Raw genomic sequence first — 16,610 nt, forward strand, 5'->3', positions numbered from 1 at the left:
GCGGAACATTAGACTCGACAGACCAGCCAGCAACTGCAAGGAGGCACGGGTGCTGCTGACCCGCATCACGGGACCGCGCGATCTGGACCGGCTCAGCCAGGAGGAGCTGACCCAGCTCGCCGCCGAGATCAGGTCCTTCCTGGTCGATGCCGTCTCCAAGACCGGCGGGCACCTCGGCCCCAACCTCGGCGTGGTCGAACTGACGATCGCCCTGCACCGGGTCTTCGAATCGCCGAAGGACAAGGTCCTCTTCGACACCGGGCACCAGGCCTACGTCCACAAGCTGCTCACCGGCCGCCAGGACTTCGCCGGCCTGCGCTCCAAGGGCGGCCTCTCCGGCTACCCCTCGCGCGCCGAGTCCGACCACGACGTGATCGAGAACTCGCACGCCTCGACCGTCCTCGGCTGGGCCGACGGCCTCGCCAAGGCCAACGAGGTGCTCGGCCGCGAGGACCACCACGTCGCCGCCGTCATCGGCGACGGCGCCCTCACCGGCGGTATGGCCTGGGAGGCGCTGAACAACATCGCCGCCGCCAAGGACCGCCCGCTGGTCATCGTCGTCAACGACAACGAGCGCTCCTACGGCCCCACCATCGGCGGCCTCGCGAACCACCTCGCCACCCTGCGCACCACGGACGGCTACGAGCGCTTCCTGGCCCGCGGCAAGGAGATCCTGGAGCGCACCCCCGTCGTCGGCAAGCCGCTCTTCGAGACCCTGCACGGCGCCAAGAAGGGCCTCAAGGACTTCATCGCCCCGCAGGGCATGTTCGAGGACCTCGGCCTGAAGTACATCGGCCCCATCGACGGCCACGACATCGAGGCCCTGGAGTCCGCCCTCCAGCGCGCCAAGCGCTTCAGCGGCCCGGTCATCGTGCACTGCCTCACCCAGAAGGGCCGCGGCTACACCCCTGCCCTGGAGCATGAGGCGGACCGCTTCCACGCGGTCGGCGTGATCCACCCGGACACCGGCCTGCCGGTCAAGACCGCCGCCGCCAGCTGGACCTCCGTCTTCGCCGACGAGATGGTCAAGCTGGGTCACGAGCGCCCGGACATCGTCGGCATCACCGCCGCGATGCTCCACCCGGTCGGTCTCAACAAGTTCGCCGAAGTCTTCCCGGACCGGGTCTACGACGTCGGCATCGCCGAGCAGCACGCGGCCACCTCGGCCGCCGGCCTGGCCACCGGCGGCGTCCACCCGGTGTTCGCGGTCTACGCGACCTTCCTCAACCGCGCCTTCGACCAGGTCCTCATGGACGTCGCCCTGCACAAGTGCGGGGTCACCTTCGTCCTGGACCGCGCGGGCGTCACCGGCGACGACGGCGCCTCCCACAACGGCATGTGGGACATGTCCATCCTCCAGGTCGTCCCCGGCCTGCGCCTGTCCGCCCCCCGCGACGCCGAGCAGCTGCGCGCGCAGCTCCGCGAGGCCGTCGCCGTCAAGGACGCCCCGACCGTCGTGCGCTACTCCAAGGGCGTCGTCGGCCCGGCCGTCCCGGCCGTCGGGAAGGTCGGCGGCATGGACGTGCTGCGCCTGCCCGCCCCCGAGGTCACCCACCCGGACGTACTGATCGTCTCGGTCGGCGCGCTCGCCCCGATGTGCCTGGAGATCGCCGACCTGCTCGACAAGCAGGGCATCTCCTCGACCGTCGTCGACCCCCGCTGGGTCAAGCCGGTGGACGAGGCCATGGCCCCGCTCGCCGACCGCCACCGGGTCGTCGTCACCGTCGAGGACAACGGCCGCACCGGCGGTGTCGGCGCAGCCGTCTCGCAGGCCCTGCGGGACGCGGGCGTGGACGTACCGCTGCGCGACTTCGGCATCCCGCAGCGCTTCCTCGACCACGCGCTGCGCAAGGAGATCATGGCCGAGATCGGCCTGACCGCCCCCGACATCGCCCGCCAGGTCACCGGCCTGGTCGCCAAGCTGGACGGCCGTTTCGAGAGCGAGCCGGCCGCCACCGTCGACTAGCCGAAACGGCGGCCGGATCGCGCGGTTGCACCACACGGGCCGGGAGATCACCCTTGAAGGGTGGGCCTCCCGGCCCGTTCGCGTACTTCTTGGGAGGTGCGTCGGTGAGCTCGGACCTCAACAGCCCGTTCCGCACGAAGACGGTGGAACAGTCCATACGTGACACGGAGGAGCCGGAGCACGCGCTCCGCAAATCGCTCTCCGCCTGGGACCTGACCGTCTTCGGTGTCGGTGTCATCATCGGTACCGGCATCTTCGTCCTCACGGGCATCGCAGCCCGCAACAACGCCGGCCCCGCCACAGCCCTCTCCTTCGTGGTATCGGGCGTCGTCTGTGCCCTCGCGGCCCTGTGCTACGCCGAGTTCGCGTCCACCGTGCCGGTGGCGGGCTCGGCGTACACCTTCGCGTACGCCTCCATCGGGGAACTGCCCGCCTGGATCATCGGCTGGGACCTGGTCCTCGAATTCGCCCTCGGCACCGCCGTCGTGGCCGTCGGCTGGTCCGGGTACGTGCGCCACCTCATGCACACGAACCTCGGCTGGGACATGCCCGTCGCGCTGACCTCGCGCGACGACGGCGGCAGCTTCGACCTCCTGGCGTTCCTGCTGGTCCTGGTGCTGACCGCGATCCTGGTCGTCGGCACGAAGCTGTCGGCCCGGATCACCGCGATCGTCGTCGCGATCAAGGTGACCGTCGTGCTCCTGGTCATCGTCGCCGGCGCCTTCTTCATCAAGGCCGACAACTACTCCCCGTTCATCCCGCCGGCCGAAGCGCAGAAAGCCGGCAGCGGCTGGGCGACCGCACCCCTGGTGCAGCTGATGTTCGGCTACCAGCCCACCAACTTCGGCGTCATGGGCATCTTCACCGCCGCCTCCCTCGTCTTCTTCGCCTTCATCGGCTTCGACGTGGTGGCCACGGCGGCGGAGGAGACCAAGAACCCGCAACGGGACATGCCCCGCGGCATCCTGGGCTCGCTGCTCATCTGCACCCTGCTCTACGTCGCCGTCACCGTGGTCGTCACCGGCATGCAGTACTACAAGGACATGTCGCCGGAGGCCCCGCTCGCCGAGGCCTTCAGAGCCGTGGACCAGCCCTTCTTCTCCGGCGCCATCAGCCTCGGGGCAGCCGTCGGCCTGGTCACGGTGTGCATGATCCTGCTGCTGGGCCAGACCCGGGTGTTCTTCGCGATGAGCCGTGACGGACTGCTGCCGCGGGTCTTCTCCGTGACCCACCCGAAGTTCCGCACCCCCTACCGGGCCACCGTGCTGCTCGGCGTGGTCATCGCCGTCGTCGCGGGGTTCACCCCGCTGGAGAAGCTGGCGGAACTGGTCAACATCGGCACGCTGTTCGCCTTCGTCATCGTGGCCCTCGGCGTGATCATCCTCCGCAAGACCCGCCCCGACCTGCACCGTTCGTTCCGCACCCCGTGGGTGCCGCTGATCCCGATCGTCTCGATGGCGGCCTCGCTGTGGCTGATGCTCAACCTGCCGGCCGAGACCTGGGTCCGCTTCGGGATCTGGATGGTGGTCGGTCTCGTCGTCTACTTCCTGTACGGGATCCGCAAGAGCCGTCTGGCGCAGCTGGGCCAGGAGGCGAAGTTCTAGGGACCTGAACGGATCACACGGCTCAGGCCGACGGGGACGGCTCGGGCGCCGGGGACTTGGACCTGGCGCTCTTGCCGCCGCCCTTGGCGGGGGAGTCCTTCGCCGAGGCGGGCACCTTCTGGTCGGTGCGCAGGGCCTCCCACAGCTGGGAGGCCTGTTCCTGTGCGATGACCACCCGGTTCGGGTCCACCTTGTCGTAGGCCACCGGCAGCATGATGGTCTCCATCGTGGACGGGTCCACGCCCTTCATGCTCTGCGCGAAGTCGGCCAGCGCGCTGAGCGACGCCAGGTCGGAGTCGGTGGTCAGGGACTTGGTGCCGGCGTCGGCGAGCTTGTAGAGCCGGGCCGGGTTGCCGAGGGCGTCCTGCTTCTTGATCTCGGAGAGCATGGCGAGCATGAACTGCTGCTGGAGGCCTATGCGTCCGAGGTCGCTGCCGTCGCCGTAGCCGTAGCGGGTGCGGACGAACTTCAGGGAGTCCGTGCCGTTCAGCCGGTGCGTGCCCGCGTCGAGCTTCAGGCCGCCCTTCGCGCCCGTCATCGGCTGGTCGAGGGTGACGGTGACCCCGCCGAGGGCGTCCACCAGCCCCTTGAACCCGGCGAAGTCCACCTCCACGAAGTGGTCCACGCGGATCCCCGACAGCTGCTCGACCGTCTTGACCACACAGGCCGGACCGGCCACCGAGTAGACGGAGTTGAACATGACCCGGTTCGCCCCGGGGACGGTCTTGCCGTCCTGGTCCTTGCATTCGGGCCGGGTGATCAGGGTGTCGCGGGGGATGCTGACCGCGGTGGCCCGGGACCGGCCCTCGGGTATGTGGACCAGCATCGCCGTGTCGGAGCGGGCCCCGCTGACGTTGCCGTGGTCGAGCTCGCCGTTGGCCCCGGCGCGGGAGTCGGAGCCCAGCACCAGGATGTTCTGGGCCTTCTCCACCACCTTCGGCGGGCGGTTGTCCGTACCGATCGCCCGGTCCAGGTCCACGCTGTCGATGTTTCCCTCGAGGTGGCTGTAGACCCACCAGCCGGCCCCGGCCGAGCCGAGGACGAGGACGGCCGCCGTCCAGGCCAGGCCCCGGCGGATCCGGCTCGCGCGCGACCGGCCCGGCTTCGGCTCCGACCCCGCCCCGGGCTCCGGCTCGGGCGTGGTCGTGGCGGTGGCGGTGGCGTCTGAAGTCATGCCCGGGGACCGGTCCTTCCGAACGGGTGGCGGGGGAACGCGGCGGGGCGCGCGCGGGCTCCAACATAGACGCAGGACCCCGCCGGAGGACCCCCGGGGTATCCTGATTCTGTTCGAATCGTGAAGGGGAAGGGTTGCTTGCGGTCCCATGGCGACGCGATCCAGACGCAGTCCGAACAAATCCCCCCAGCGCCCCGCGGCACCGGCTCCGGCTCGTAACGGGAACCCCGCGGCCCTGGGCCCGCTGACCGGACGCTGGGTCCTCGCCGGCAAGGACGGCCGGCTCACCGCGTACGCCCGCACCGGCGGCGGCCTCCTGCGCTGGACCGAAGAGACCCCGGGCGGCCCCGGCTGGAGCGGCCCCGACTTCTTCCCCGCCGACGGCCTGACCGACCTGTCGGTGGGCCAGGGCCCCGACGGGTACGCCCACTTCACGGCCCGGCGCCGCGCCCGGGACGGCGACACCGAGACCCTCACGTACCACCACGCCGTCCAGTACCAGAGCGGCCGCCCGATCGGCCCCTGGGAATCCCTCGGCACCCTCTACCAGAACGTCGAGATGTCCCTGCGCGGCGGCCCGCCGGCCATCACGGTGGACACCCAGGGCGCGGCCCACGTCTTCGTCCGCAACAACGGGCGGGGCATCCACATGAAACGCCAGGACAAGAAGGGCACCTGGGGCCGCTGGGAGGACCTGAAGGGCAGCATGACCTTCGAGGGGGGCTGCGCCTCCTCCACCGCCGACGGCCGCACCGCCTTCGCCGCCCCCGGCGAGAAGGGGCTCACCTTCTGGGCGCAGTCCGCACCCGGCGGCCCCCTGAAGATGGGCGAGGTGGTCCCCTACCTCGCCCGGGACGGTTCGCTCGCCACCCTGGAGACGGCCCCGGGCCGGCTCACCCGCTTCTGGCACGCGGCCGACGGCAGCGGGGTGTTCGCCCACCGCGAGGGCGCCGGGGTGATGGCCCTGGGCGGCGGTCCGGGGCTCGGGGCGGTGGCCGCCGTCCGCGCGCTGGTCGACGGGTACGACTGCACGGTGCTGGCCCACCGCGCCCTGGACGGCCGTACCGCACTCGCCGCGTACCCGACGGAGAACGAGGCGGCCGGGCTCTGGTGGACCGGGATCGGCGAGGAGTGCCCGGACTCCCCGGCCCTCGCCGTCGACGCCCGCGGCCTGGTCGTCATCGCCTCGATCAGCGCCGGCGGCGAACTGCTCGTCAACCGGCAGAAGGACAGTTCCGGCCTCTCACTGGGCCGCTGGCAGCGCTTCTGACCGCTCGCCCGTGCGCCGTCGGCCCTGCGGCGGGATGCTGGCCAGGCCGTGGCGGGCGATGGCCAGGCTGGAGATGCGCCGCAGGAAGTCCACCGAGCGGGCCGCCGTGTCCGGGGTGATCCAGGCGTCGTCGATCTCGCACAGCTCCACCCGCACCGGTGCACCGCGCAGCACGATCGGCAGGGTGTAGGCGATGGTGGACGCGAAGGTCAGCAGGGACAGCCCGATGGGCTCGGTCAGCGCGGTCAGCTCCAGCGGCAGCTCGGGGTGGACGATCTCCATGCCGGTCAGTCCGGCGATCCGCTGGAGCTTGTCCGCGCTCTCCCGGCGGTGCGCCAGGTAGCGGCCGGCCGCCCGGGTGCGGGCGATCCAGCCGACCGCCTCGATGTAGCGGTCCTCGTCGATGACCCCGGTCTCCACCAGCGAGCTGCCCGCCAGGTCCGCGCCGGGCCGGGGGCGGGCCGGGCCGAAGGTGGCCCGGCTCCAGGCGTACTCGTTGGGCCGCAGCTCGGCGCCCGGCGGCGCCGTCACCGGCATGCAGGTGAAGAACACGGCCCGCTCCAGCTCCGGACGGGCCAGCCACCGGTTCACCGGGCCGCCCTTGGCGGACTTGGCGTCCCCCTGGTGCCAGCGGGTCAGCTGCTGCCCGCTCGTCAGCAGCGCCACCAGCTCGGTGGTGGCGGTGCCGTCGTCGACGACGACCACCTCGCGGGCCCGGGAGCGCGGCAGCAGCAGCTGGATGGTGCGGGAGAACAGGTCCCCGATCACCAGGCGCCGGGCCGCCGCCACCGCCCGGCCGAGCCGGACCAGCTCGCCGGCCCGCCCCAGGTATCCCGCGCGGACCTCGTAGCGCCGCCAGACCACCTTGGCCTGGGAGGCGTACCGGCACAGCCGGCGGACCTGCGCGCGCGAGCGCGGGTCCACCGGCTGGAGCACGGCGATGGTGAGGGAGGCTGCCTCGCCCGGGTGGGCATGGGCCCACTCCAGGACATTCAGTAGTTGAGCCGGGCTCTCCACCAGGGCGAGGGTTTCGCTCATGCCGAGGCCGTCAGGCCCTCGGCGGGGAGGGTGCCCTGGACGCGGCGGAGCTTCTTCATGGGGGCGAGCTCGGAGTCGTAGACCTTCTTGACGCCGTCGCCGAGGGCGGTCTCGATGGTCCGGATGTCGCGCACGAGGCGGGCGAGGCCGCCGGGCTCGACGGAGGCGGCCTGGTCGGAGCCCCACATCGCGCGGTCGAGGGTGATGTGCCGCTCGACGGCGCAGGCGCCCATGGCGACGGCCGCCACGGTGGTCTGCAGGCCCGTCTCGTGCCCCGAGTAGCCGATCGGCACGTTCGGGTAGGCCGCCTCCAGGCTGTTGATCACCCGCAGGTTCAGCTCCTCGGCCCTGGCCGGGTAGGTGGAGGTGGCGTGCAGCAGGATGATGTTCTCGCTGCCGAGCACCTCCACGGCGTGCCGGATCTGCTGCGGGGTCGACATGCCGGTGGAGAGGATGACCGTCTTGCCCGTGGCGCGCAGGGCCAGCAGCAGCTCGTCGTCGGTCAGCGAGGCGGAGGCCACCTTGTGCGCGGGCACGTCGAACTTCTCCAGGAAGGTGACGGCCTCGGTGTCCCAGGGGGAGGCGAACCAGTCGATGCCGCGCTCGGCGCAGTGCTCGTCGATGGCCCGGTACTCGTCCTCGCCGAACTCGACGCGGTGGCGGTAGTCGATGTACGTCATCCGGCCCCAGGGCGTGTCCCGCTCGATGTCCCACTGGTCGCGCGGGGTGCATATCTCGGGGGTGCGCTTCTGGAACTTCACCGCGTCACAGCCCGCGTCGGCGGCGGCGTCGACGAGCGCGAGGGCGTTGGCCAGCTCACCGTTGTGGTTGATCCCGATCTCGCCGATCACATAGGTGGGCCGGCCGGCGCCGACCTCCCGCTTTCCGATCCGGCGGATCCGGTTGCTGTGCACCACTGTTCAGAGTTCCTTTCCGGGGTACTGCTGGGGTTGCGGCGACGGCGTCGCCGAAGTCTGCGGGGGGTCCAGGAGCGGGGCCAGGGCCCGGGCCCGGTCGAGGTCGCCGGGTTCGTCGAGCTCGATGGCCCGCTCGGGGGCCGTGGGGACCAGCTGGGTGCGGCCGAAGAAGCGGTGGCCGCTGCGGCGGAAGCCCTCGGCGCGCATCGCGTAGACGGCGCCCGACTCCAGGTATTCGGGCGTACGGTCCTGGCGGCGCAGCCGGACCGCGCTGTCGTGGTTGACGCCCCGCGCCTGGTGGCCGGGCCCGTGGCCGGGGTCGGCGGTCCACAGGAAGCCGTGGAAGGGCACGGCGGTGAAGGCGGAGTCGGCGCCGTCGCGGACGATCGCCAGGACGGCCTCGTCCACCTCCTCGGAGGTGATGAAGGGGCTGGTGCACTGGACGAAGACCAGCACGTCCACGGCTTCGGAGTGACGTTCCTCCAGCCGGTCCAGCGCGTGCAGCAGCGCCGATTCGCTGGACGCCCGGTCCGAGCCCAGCTCGGCCGGCCGCTCCACCACCTCGGCGCCGGCGGCGCGGGCGGCGAGGGCGATCGCCGCGTCGTCGGTGGACACGGCGACCCGGGTCACGTGGGCGGCGCCCAGGCAGGCCCGCACCGCGCGGGCCACCAGCGGCACCCCGCCGACCTCGGCCACGTTCTTGCCGGGGATGCCCTTGGAGCCGCCCCGGGCGGGTATGACGGCGGTGACGTTCACAGGGCTCTTCTCCTGGGAGGGAACGGGGACGGGGAGGGGGACGGGGAAGGGGAAGGGGCGTTCACACGCCGCCCCACTGCTGGATCTTGGGGGCCACGCGCTGGACCCCGAACTGGTAGGCGACCTTGAGCACGCGCCGCGAGGTGCGCTTCATCGGGCCCCGGGAGCGGGCCGCGGCGGCGCCCGGGCCGGGGGAGCCGTCGGGATTCAGGCCCCGGCGGCGCAGCAGGGTACCGACGTATTGGGGTGCGCTCTCGGCCGTGTAGTACGGGGTGATCGGGGGGAGCCGGCTGCCCCGCAATTCGAGGATCCGGTCGCGGAGTTCCCCGAAAGGATCGGTGGCACGGATTCCCTGGTCGATCATCCACGATTCGTGCGCGATCGGGGCCGCGCCCTCGTCTATCGCGGTCCAGTCGGTGACGCAGCCGGAGCCGGTGAAGTAGTGGTTCCCGTGGATCTCCCGGACTCCGAGATCGCTCAGGATGGCGGTCGGCATTCCCCGGTGCATCGATTCGAGGGCGGCCGTGGAACTGACGGTCACCAGGAGATCGGTGCGGTCGAGGGTCTGCGACATGTTGCCGTACACGAAATGCAGATTGGGCGGCAGCGGCTCGTCCAGCTGTTCCGCGAGGACCTGGTAGTGGAACGCCTCCACGTGCGTGGTCGCCTCACCCGGTTTGCTGCGGAGTTTCACCAGCACGTCGCGCCCCGGACGCAGCCGGGCGTGGGAAATCGCACGGCGCAGCATGTACAGGCGGCCGTTCCGGTCGGCGGGTACCGAGGGCTGGACGGCGAAGCACACCGTATAAGGGTGTTCGGCGAAAGTCCGGGCCGGGTCGTAAGGGCGCTCGTCGAGAAAGGGGAGCGCCGTCTGGACGATGCTGGACGCGGGAATTCCGAGGGGTGCGTACACCTCGGTGAAGCGGCGCCGGTCGAAAGGACTGTTGGCGAGGACGATATCGGCGCCGGCCCGCAGCAGGAGGCCGTCGGCCATCTTCTCGTAGACGACGCCGACGTAGCCAGTCATCAGGACCGGCCGCCGCGGGGCCCCGGCGAAGCGGCGGGCCAGCGCGTGCAGGGCCGCGTGGGTGGCGCCGCCGACGGTGCCCAGGATGATCACGTCCGCCGTGTCGAGCGCGGGGGCCGCCGCGAACTCGGCGAGCGTGGCTTCGGTGATGGAGGAGGGGGTGATGCCGACCTCCGCCAGCTGACGCGCCGTCGGCGTGCTCCGGCCGCGCAGCATGTGGGCGTGGACCTCGCTGCCCGGCGCCAGGCCCACCGCCAGCCCCGCACCCCATTTCCAGCGGGTGTCGGAGTCTGCGAGCACGTGGATGCGCACTGGTGGATTCCCGGTCGGTCGGCGAAGCCCAACTGCTGTCGGCAGGCCCGCAGCTGGACGCGGGCTCGGGCGGGATGGCCGCGCGGCCCGTTAGACCTTACATCCTCACCTGAGTCTTATGTGTCACGAATGGGCCTCGACCGCCGGGGGAGTTGTACGTCACACACCGGGCACCGTTCGGGCTCTCCCGCGGGCTCTGACATGATGGATCGGTGTCGGTGAATGGGGAGAAGGTGAGTGCCGACGATGGTGACGCTTTCGGTAATCGTCGCGATGTGTGACGTCCGCGACTTCTGCCGGACCACGCTGAAGTCCTTGGCGCTGAATGCCCGGGAGGACTTCGAGTTCATCGTCGTGGACGACGCGTCCGTTGACGGGACATCAGAGATCCTGCGTGAGATGGTACCCGGTATTCCCGGAGCCGTACTCATCCGCAACGAGCGGAACATGGGAATATCGGCGACCCGGAACATCGGCCTCGCCGCGGCCCGCGGACGCTTTTTCACCTTCCTCGACGGGGACGACTGGTACGCCCCCGGATATCTCGCGCAACTGGTCGGCTGGATGAGCCAGTCGGGCGTGGATTTCCTGCGCACCGGCCATGTCCGCGTCTACGGGAAAAAGCGCAAGATCGTCATGCCTCCGCTGGCCCCGCGGGCCCTTCCCCTGAACCCGCTGGACTACATGGGGCCGGTGGACGCCTCCACCTTCATCGACTACCCCTCGGTCTGGGCCGGCATCTACGACCGCGAACGCCTGCGCGAGGCCGGTGCGCTGTTCTTCGAGGAGAGCCTGCGGACCGCCGAGGACCGCCACTGGTTCTACCAGCTGCACCTGCGGATGCGCTCCTTCGGAGTGGTCGACCTCCACGGCGTCTTCTACCGCCGCGACGTGTCCACTTCGCTCACCAGGATCCCGGACGAACGCCAGCTCGACTTCCTTCCCGCCTTCCGGCTCGTTTTCGACGAGCTCGCCCGCCATCCGCGCGGATATGAACTCTCGTTCAAGGCCATGCGAACTCTGTGCGCGCTCGTCGTCATTCACATGGACCGCGCCCAGGACTACGAGGAAGTCACCCGCGGCCTGCTGTGGGAACGCAGCGCGCGCACCCTCTTCGACCTTCCCCAGGACATCCTGGAGGGGACCCTGGCAGGAATGGACTCCGCACGCGTGAACAAGCTCAGAGCACTGATGTCCCAGTACCAGGGTGCCGCCGCCCGATGACCCGGATATTCGCCGCCTCCACCCTCTACGGCGCCATGACGGTGGCCGCCGCCATCGACGCCGGCCAGCTCGGCCAGGACGACCGCGAGCGCATCCTGCTCGTCTGCAACAACGTCGACATCCCCGAGGTCGCCACCCCGCTCCACCGGATGCCCGGCGCCGCCGCCGTCCTCGCGCGCTTCCACCGCGTCGTCTACTGGAACGACCTCATCTACCCCTTCCACCCGTCGCTGTGGGGCCCCCGCGACGAGGACGCCCCCCTCTGGCGCACCGTGATGGGGGAGAAGATGGGCATCCGGCCCGGCCCCCTGGAACTCGTCGTCGAGTCCATCCAGGTCAAACCGGCCCAGACCCTCTGCAAGATCTTCTCCGACGCCACCCTCGCCGTGTACGCCGACGGCGTCATGAGCTACGGGCCCACCCGCAACGACCTGCCCCGCCCCATCCACGGCCGGATCGAACAGGTCCTCTACCTCGACCTGGTCCCCACCCTGCTGCCCATGCTCCTCACCGAGTACGGGATCCCCTCACAGCCCGTACGGACCGGTGCCGTCCTCGACCTGATGGCGGAGCTCACCGAGGAGTGCCGCCCCCTCCTCGACCGGGTGATCCCGCCCGGGCTGGCCGGGCTCGGCCCGCAGACCGCCCTCCTGCTGGGCCAGTACCTCTCCCCCCTCGGCATCCTCACCGAGGAGGAAGAGGAGGACCTGCACCGGCGCATGTTCGAGCACGCCGTACGCCTGGGCCACACCGCGGTCGTCTTCAAACCGCACCCCAGCGCCCCCTCCAGCCTCTCCGACACCCTCGCCGCGGCCGCCCGCGAGGCCGGCGTCCCCTTCCTCGTCCTGGACGTCCCCGTCCTCGCCGAGACGGTCTTCGCCTACCTGCGCCCCCGCCAGGTGATCGGCTGCTTCTCCACCGGCCTGTTCACCGCCCGCGCGCTGTACGGGATCCCCGTCGCCCAGATCGGCGCCCTGGAGGTCATCCGGCGCATGCGGCCCTACGCCAACAGCAACCGCATCCCGGCCACCCTCACCCACGCCCTGGTCCCCGACCTGGAAGCCGGCCCCGAGGCACCGGCCGCCGCCCCCGCCGACCGGATCCTGGACGCCGAGCACATCCGCACCGAGGTCACCCCCTACGTCCAGGCCGTCGGCTACTGCATGCAGCCCAAGCGGTACGCCTTCCTGCGCCCGGTGGCCGAGGAGTACGTCGCGGCGGCCGTAGACCAGTGGGAGACGCGCCCCGAGCTGTCCATGCACTTCAACGAGCGCACCCGTACCCGCCTCGAACTGCCCGGTCCGCGCACCTGGAAGTGGCGGCGCGGCCTGGGCTGGACCCTGCGCGGCGCCGGGGAGCGCACCGAGCCGGACGAGCTGCCCGTCACCGACATCACGCTCAGCGGGTTCGCCTCGCTGGTCGAGGCCAAGGACGACCAGGGCATCCTGGAGGTCGGTGCCCGGCTGCTCGCCGAGCACGAGAACCTGGACCTGCTCATCGGGATGGCCCAGGCCCACATCCGCCGCAAGGAGACCGACCAGGCCAGGCGTCGCATCGAGCGGGCCGCCCAGATCTCCGCGGACAGCGGCCGCGCCCTGGTCTGGCTGCGGATCGCCGAGACAGCGGCGAAGCTCGGCAAGCACGGCGACGACCTGCGCCGCGACGCCGCCCGGCGGGCCCTGACCATCAACCCGGCCTCGCCGGCCGCCCAGCGCCTGGTCAAGAGCGGCCGGCTCGGCCGCAGGTGAACCCGGGACCAAAGGGGAGGGCCCCGTCCGCACCAGGTGCGGACGGGGCCCTCCTCTGTGCCCTGCGCCTTACGCCGGAACGCTGGCGACGCCCGGGGCGAGGAACTTCTTGCCGTTCACCCGCTCCGAGACGCCCTCACGGTCCAGGTACGGGGTGATGCCGCCCAGGTGGAAGGGCCAGCCCGCACCGGTGATGAGGCAGAGGTCGATGTCCTGGGCCTCGGCCACGACACCTTCCTCCAGCATCAGGCCGATCTCCTGCGCCACCGCGTCCAGGACGCGGTCGCGGACCTGCTCCTCCGTCAGGACGGAGTCGCCCTGCACCAGGAGGGCGGCGACCTCGGGGTCCAGCTCCGGCTTGAAGCCGTTCTCCGCGGAGTAGACGTAGAAGCCGCGCTTGCCCGCCTCGACGACCCGCTTGAGGTTCGGGGAGACGGTGAAGCGCTCCGGGAAGGAACGGTTCAGCGTCTCGGAGACGTGCAGGCCGATCGCCGGACCGACGAGCTCCAGCAGCACCAGCGGCGACATCGGCAGGCCGAGCGGCTCGATGGCCTTCTCGGCGGTGGCCACCGGGGTGCCCTCGTCGATGACGTTCTGGATCTCGCCCATGAAGCGGGTCAGGATGCGGTTCACGACGAACGCCGGGGCGTCCTTCGTGAGCACGGCCGTCTTCTTCAGCTTCTTGGCGACACCGAAGGCCGTGGCCAGCGAGGCGTCGTCGGTCTTCTCGCCGCGGACGATCTCCAGCAGCGGGAGGACCGCGACCGGGTTGAAGAAGTGGAAGCCGACCACGCGCTCCGGGTGCTGGAGCTTGGAAGCCATCTCCGACACCGACAGCGAGGAGGTGTTGGTGGCGAGGATCGCGTGCGCCGGGGCGACCGCCTCGACCTCCGCGAACACCTTCTGCTTGACGGACATCTCCTCGAACACGGCCTCGATGATGAAGTCCGCGTCCGCGAAGCCCTCGGCCTTGTCCAGGACACCGGTCACCAGGGCGGTCAGGCGGTTGGCCTTGTCCTGGTTGATGCGGCCCTTGCCGAGCAGCTTCTGGATCTCGGCGTGCACGTAGCCCACGCCCTTGTCCACGCGCTCCTGGTCGATGTCGGTGAGGACCACCGGCACCTCCAGGCGGCGCAGGAACAGCAGCGCCAGCTGCGAGGCCATCAGGCCCGCGCCGACGACGCCGACCTTGCTGACCGGACGGGCCAGGGACTTGTCCGGGGCACCGGCCGGGCGCTTGCCGCGCTTCTGGACCAGGTTGAAGGCGTAGATGCCCGAGCGCAGCTCGCCGCCCATGATGAGGTCGGCCAGGGCCTTGTCCTCGGCGTCGAAGCCGGCCTGGAGGTCGCCGTCCTTGGCCGCGGCGATGATGTCCAGCGCGCGGTAGGCGGCCGGAGCGGCGCCGTGCACCTTGGAGTCCGCGATGGCGCGGCCCTTGGCGACGGCCGCGTCCCAGGCCTCGCCGCGCTCGACCTCGGCGCGTACGACCTCGGTCTCGCCCTTCAGGACCTTCGCGGTCCAGATCAGGGACTGCTCCAGGAAGTCGGCGCCCTCGAAGATCGCGTCGGCGATGCCGAGCTCGAAGACCTGCTTGCCCTTCAGCTGACGGTTCTGGTTGAGCGAGTTCTCGATGATGACCGAGACCGCGCGCTCCGCGCCGATCAGGTTCGGGAGGATGGCGCAGCCGCCCCAGCCCGGAACCAGGCCGAGGAAGACCTCGGGCAGCGAGAAGGCCGGGATGGCCTTCGAGACGGTGCGGTACGAGCAGTGCAGGCCGACCTCGACACCGCCGCCCATCGCCGCGCCGTTGTAGTACGCGAAGGTGGGGACGGCCAGCGCCGAGAGGCGCTTGAAGACGTCGTGGCCGCCCTTGCCGATGGCGAGGGCCTCGTCGTGCTTCTTCAGCAGCTCGACGCCCTTGAGGTCGGCGCCGACGGCGAAGATGAACGGCTTGCCGGTGATGCCCGCGCCGACGATGGTGCCGGCGGTGGCCTCCTGCTCGACCTGGTCGATGGCCGCGTTCAGGTTGGCCAGGGACTGCGGGCCGAAGGTGGTCGGCTTGGTGTGGTCGAAGCCGTTGTCCAGCGTGACGAGCGCGAAGCGCCCGGCGCCGAACGGCAGGTCCAGGTGGCGGACGTGCGCGGACGTGACGACCTCGTCCGGGAACAGCTCGGCGGCGCCCTTCAGGAGCTCGGCGGTGGTGCTCACTTGGAGTCTCCCTCGGCGTCGAAGTTCGGGTTCTCCCAGATGACCGTGGCGCCCATGCCGAAGCCGACGCACATGGTGGTCAGGCCGTAGCGGACGTGCGGCTGCTCCTCGAACTGGCGGGCCAGCTGCGTCATCAGGCGGACGCCGGAGGAGGCCAGCGGGTGGCCGAAGGCGATCGCGCCGCCGTACTGGTTCACGCGGGCGTCGTCGTCGGCGATGCCGTAGTGCTCCAGGAACGCGAGGACCTGGACGGCGAAGGCCTCGTTGATCTCGAACAGGCCGATGTCCTCGATGGACAGGCCCGCCTGGGCGAGGGCCTTCTCGGTGGCCGGGATCGGGCCGTAGCCCATGACCTCCGGCTCCACGCCCGCGAAGGCGTAGGAGACGAGGCGCATCTTGACCGGGAGGTTGTTCTCGCGGGCGAAGTCCTCGGACGCGATGATCGCGGCGGTGGCACCGTCGTTGAGACCGGCGGCGTTGCCCGCGGTGACCCGGCCGTGCGTACGGAACGGGGTCTTCAGGTTCGCCAGGTTCTCCAGCGTGGTGCCCGGGCGCATCGGCTCGTCGGAGGTGACCAGGCCCCAGCCCGTCTCACCGACCTCCGCGTTGGTGTTGCGCACCGAGATCGGGACCAGGTCCTGCTGGATCTTGCCGTCGGCGTACGCCTTGGCGGCCTTCTCCTGCGAGCGCACGGCGTACTCGTCGGCGCGGAGCTTGGTGATCGTCGGGTACCGGTCGTGCAGGTTCTCGGCGGTCATGCCCATGAAGAGGGCGGACTCGTCGACCAGCTTCTCGGAGACGAAGCGCGGGTTCGGGTCGACGCCCTCGCCCATGGGGTGGCGGCCCATGTGCTCGACACCGCCGGCGAGGGCGACGTCGTACGCACCGAAGGCCACACCGCCCGCGACGGCGGTCACGGCGGTCAGCGCGCCGGCGCACATGCGGTCGATGGAGTAGCCCGGGACGGACTGCGGCAGACCCGCGAGGATGCCGGCCGTGCGGCCCAGCGTGAGGCCCTGGTCGCCGATCTGCGTGGTCGCGGCGATGGCGACCTCGTCGATCTTCTTGGGGTCCAGGTCCGGGTTGCGGCGCAGCAGCTCCCGGATCGCCTTCACGACGAGGTCGTCGGCGCGGGTCTCGTGGTAGATGCCCTTCGGGCCCGCCTTGCCGAACGGGGTGCGGACGCCGTCGACGAAGACGACGTCCCTGACGGTACGAGGCACGTTGGCTCTCCTCCAGGTGCGGGTGTGCACTGCTGCGCGGCGGGGCCCCATCTGAACTGAGCGCCCGCTCACCCGGCCCATGCTACTTGCGGGTAACTCATGTGCACACCCCCTCCCCGAACAGCGGCGAAGGTCACACCGGG

General features: G+C 70.8%; 12 protein-coding genes. 5 read left to right on the forward strand and 7 right to left on the reverse strand.

Annotated elements, in window-relative coordinates; all coding sequences use genetic code 11:
• The first annotated feature begins 49 nt into the window (after positions 1–49).
• Both dxs and BX286_RS27910 read left to right on the forward strand, forming a co-directional pair.
• Entirely contained in the window at positions 50–1,966 is a 1,917-nt protein-coding gene (gene dxs / locus BX286_RS27905; RefSeq protein ID WP_079430270.1) for a 1-deoxy-D-xylulose-5-phosphate synthase, read from the forward strand.
• Between the two features lie 104 nt (positions 1,967–2,070).
• Positions 2,071–3,570 carry an amino acid permease gene (locus BX286_RS27910; RefSeq protein ID WP_079430271.1) on the forward strand — a complete coding sequence of 500 codons (1,500 nt, stop codon included), beginning with the start codon at positions 2,071–2,073 and terminating at the stop codon, positions 3,568–3,570.
• A gap of 22 nt (positions 3,571–3,592) precedes the next feature.
• Here the strand turns inward: BX286_RS27910 and BX286_RS27915 are convergent, their stop codons facing one another.
• Entirely contained in the window at positions 3,593–4,744 is a 1,152-nt protein-coding gene (locus tag BX286_RS27915; RefSeq protein WP_121016614.1) for an LCP family protein, read from the reverse strand.
• A gap of 148 nt (positions 4,745–4,892) precedes the next feature.
• On the opposite strand from BX286_RS27915, the gene BX286_RS27920 reads away from it, so the two are divergent.
• The gene (locus BX286_RS27920) at positions 4,893–6,014 is read left to right on the forward strand and encodes a hypothetical protein (protein ID WP_121016616.1); all 1,122 of its coding nucleotides are present in this window, start codon (positions 4,893–4,895) and stop codon (positions 6,012–6,014) included.
• Here the strand turns inward: BX286_RS27920 and BX286_RS27925 are convergent.
• The 4 genes from BX286_RS27925 to BX286_RS27940 all read right to left on the reverse strand — a co-directional run bounded on the left by BX286_RS27925 (position 5,988) and on the right by BX286_RS27940 (position 10,064).
• Entirely contained in the window at positions 5,988–7,052 is a 1,065-nt protein-coding gene (locus BX286_RS27925; RefSeq protein ID WP_107438322.1) for a hypothetical protein, read from the reverse strand. The two genes, BX286_RS27920 and BX286_RS27925, sit on opposite strands and share 27 nt — an antisense overlap.
• Positions 7,049–7,969 (reverse strand): N-acetylneuraminate synthase family protein, encoded by a 921-nt coding sequence (locus BX286_RS27930; RefSeq protein ID WP_398898818.1) that lies wholly within the window; start codon positions 7,967–7,969, stop codon positions 7,049–7,051. The genes BX286_RS27925 and BX286_RS27930 overlap by 4 nt, the downstream gene beginning before the upstream one ends.
• Before the next feature lie 3 nt (positions 7,970–7,972).
• On the reverse strand, positions 7,973–8,725 hold the full coding sequence (locus BX286_RS27935) for a cytidylyltransferase domain-containing protein (RefSeq protein ID WP_121016617.1): 753 nt from the start codon (positions 8,723–8,725) through the stop codon (positions 7,973–7,975).
• A 61-nt stretch (positions 8,726–8,786) separates the two neighbouring features.
• A complete protein-coding gene (locus BX286_RS27940; protein ID WP_261993525.1) occupies positions 8,787–10,064 on the reverse strand; it encodes a DUF6716 putative glycosyltransferase in 1,278 nt (425 codons plus the stop codon).
• Between the two features lie 246 nt (positions 10,065–10,310).
• Between BX286_RS27940 and BX286_RS27945 the strand changes: the two genes are divergently transcribed.
• Together BX286_RS27945 and BX286_RS27950 are read left to right on the forward strand one after the other, a co-directional pair.
• Complete coding sequence (locus BX286_RS27945) at positions 10,311–11,288, forward strand: glycosyltransferase family 2 protein (protein WP_079430276.1); 978 nt, start codon at positions 10,311–10,313, stop codon at positions 11,286–11,288.
• Positions 11,285–13,036, forward strand: coding sequence for a polysialyltransferase family glycosyltransferase (locus BX286_RS27950; protein WP_185117159.1), 1,752 nt, complete (start codon positions 11,285–11,287; stop codon positions 13,034–13,036). The genes BX286_RS27945 and BX286_RS27950 overlap by 4 nt, the downstream gene beginning before the upstream one ends.
• A 69-nt stretch (positions 13,037–13,105) precedes the next feature.
• Here BX286_RS27950 and BX286_RS27955 read toward each other — a convergent pair whose 3' ends face one another.
• Positions 13,106–15,244, reverse strand: a complete 2,139-nt coding sequence (locus tag BX286_RS27955; protein ID WP_079430277.1) for a 3-hydroxyacyl-CoA dehydrogenase NAD-binding domain-containing protein — start codon at positions 15,242–15,244, stop codon at positions 13,106–13,108.
• Positions 15,241–16,467 carry an acetyl-CoA C-acyltransferase gene (locus BX286_RS27960; protein ID WP_045946025.1) on the reverse strand — a complete coding sequence of 409 codons (1,227 nt, stop codon included), beginning with the start codon at positions 16,465–16,467 and terminating at the stop codon, positions 15,241–15,243. The genes BX286_RS27955 and BX286_RS27960 overlap by 4 nt, the downstream gene beginning before the upstream one ends.
• Between the last annotated feature and the right edge of the window lie 143 nt (positions 16,468–16,610).

Source organism: Streptomyces sp. 3211.6 (assembly GCF_003634815.1).
Taxonomy (GTDB): domain Bacteria; phylum Actinomycetota; class Actinomycetes; order Streptomycetales; family Streptomycetaceae; genus Streptomyces; species Streptomyces katrae_A.